The 1240-nt window shown below is 65.6% G+C and carries 1 pseudogene; it reads right to left on the bottom strand.

The annotated features are described in order from the left end of the window. Window positions 1-755 (bottom strand): annotated as a pseudogene (locus tag ACYVDG_RS32640) (HNH endonuclease signature motif containing protein); the annotation flags it as partial. Window positions 756-1240 lie beyond the last annotated feature (485 nt).

Below are 1240 nucleotides of genomic sequence, written 5' to 3'. Positions count from 1 at the left end.
GCCGACACGTGCAGCCTCTCGGGGTCATAGTCCACCTCGTGGGCCTTGAGCTCACGCTGGATCTCCTCGGCGTGCTCACTCGGACCCCACAGCTCGACCATGAAGGTCGCATCAAAGGTGCGCACCAAACGCGCACCACGGGCGTCGAAGGCAGCCTGGTACTGCTCTTCCACCACGGCCGGGTTGTACTGGGCCAACAGCTCCCGGCCCAGCCGGGCGATGTGGGAGGTCGACATCGCCGGCTCCTTAGCCTTGGCCGCCACGATCCCGGCCTCCATCATCCGCCGAAACTCCCCGGCGTCGGGGTGGCGGCCGGTGTTGCGCGCCTTGACCGCCCTCTCAGCGGCCCGGCACACCGCCACCGCCTCCCCGATCGACAACAACCCAGAGTCCAAGCCTTGGCGGGTGGCGGGAAGCTCCAGGGCGAACAGCCGGCGGGCCAGCTCGGCGCGCCCGTTGGCCTCAACGGGGACCATCCCCACCGAGTGGATCAGCCAGTTCTGCACCGACCTCTGCCCACCCGCCTCCAACAGGGTGCCGGCCGCCTCCAGCTGGGCCAGACGCAGCAGCATCGCAAGCTGGGCCTGCTCCATGTCCTCGAACACCTGCGAGATCACATCCAGCACCTCACCGGCCGCACCCGCCGGAGGCACCTCGCCCATTTCCGAAGCGATCTTTCCCCGGGCAGCACCCATGGCGGACACGGCGGGCGTATTGCCCGCCGCGTTCCCGCACTGCCCAAAAGAAGAAGCCATGCCCTAAGCATATCAACAACGCCCCGAAAATGACCTATCCCGGGGGTGATAAAACCCTTACCCGACCACCCTAGCCTGCCTTTCTCTTTTCCCAAAGAGAAGCCTTCCAGAAAAAGGGACCCGACCCCCTGTGCGCGTTCTTGGGCAAAGCGGACATATGCACACCCGAATGGGAATGATCTTGCCCCTGTCTCCACCCTCGGCCGTCGAGGGTGGAGACAGGGGCAAGATCATCGGGGTTTTCTCCGCACACTTTGACCAACCGCGACACCCGACCCGTCAACGCTGCGGCGGCGTGGCAGGGATCGGCCGCCAGGCCGACAGAATCAGCTTTTCGGGCGAAGCCCGGAATGGCTTGGACCTCAACCACCCGTCCCCGCCGAGTAGCCGGGGGGAATCTCACCCCCCGGCCCTCACAGATCCGTACGTGACAGTCTCCCGTCATACGGCTCTTATCACCCTGATCACCAGGAACGAGGAGCGTG

This window comes from Nocardiopsis oceani (genome assembly GCF_054777395.1).
The sequence above is the reverse complement of the archived record's forward strand: the minus strand, read 5'-3'. Positions and strand labels throughout refer to the sequence as shown.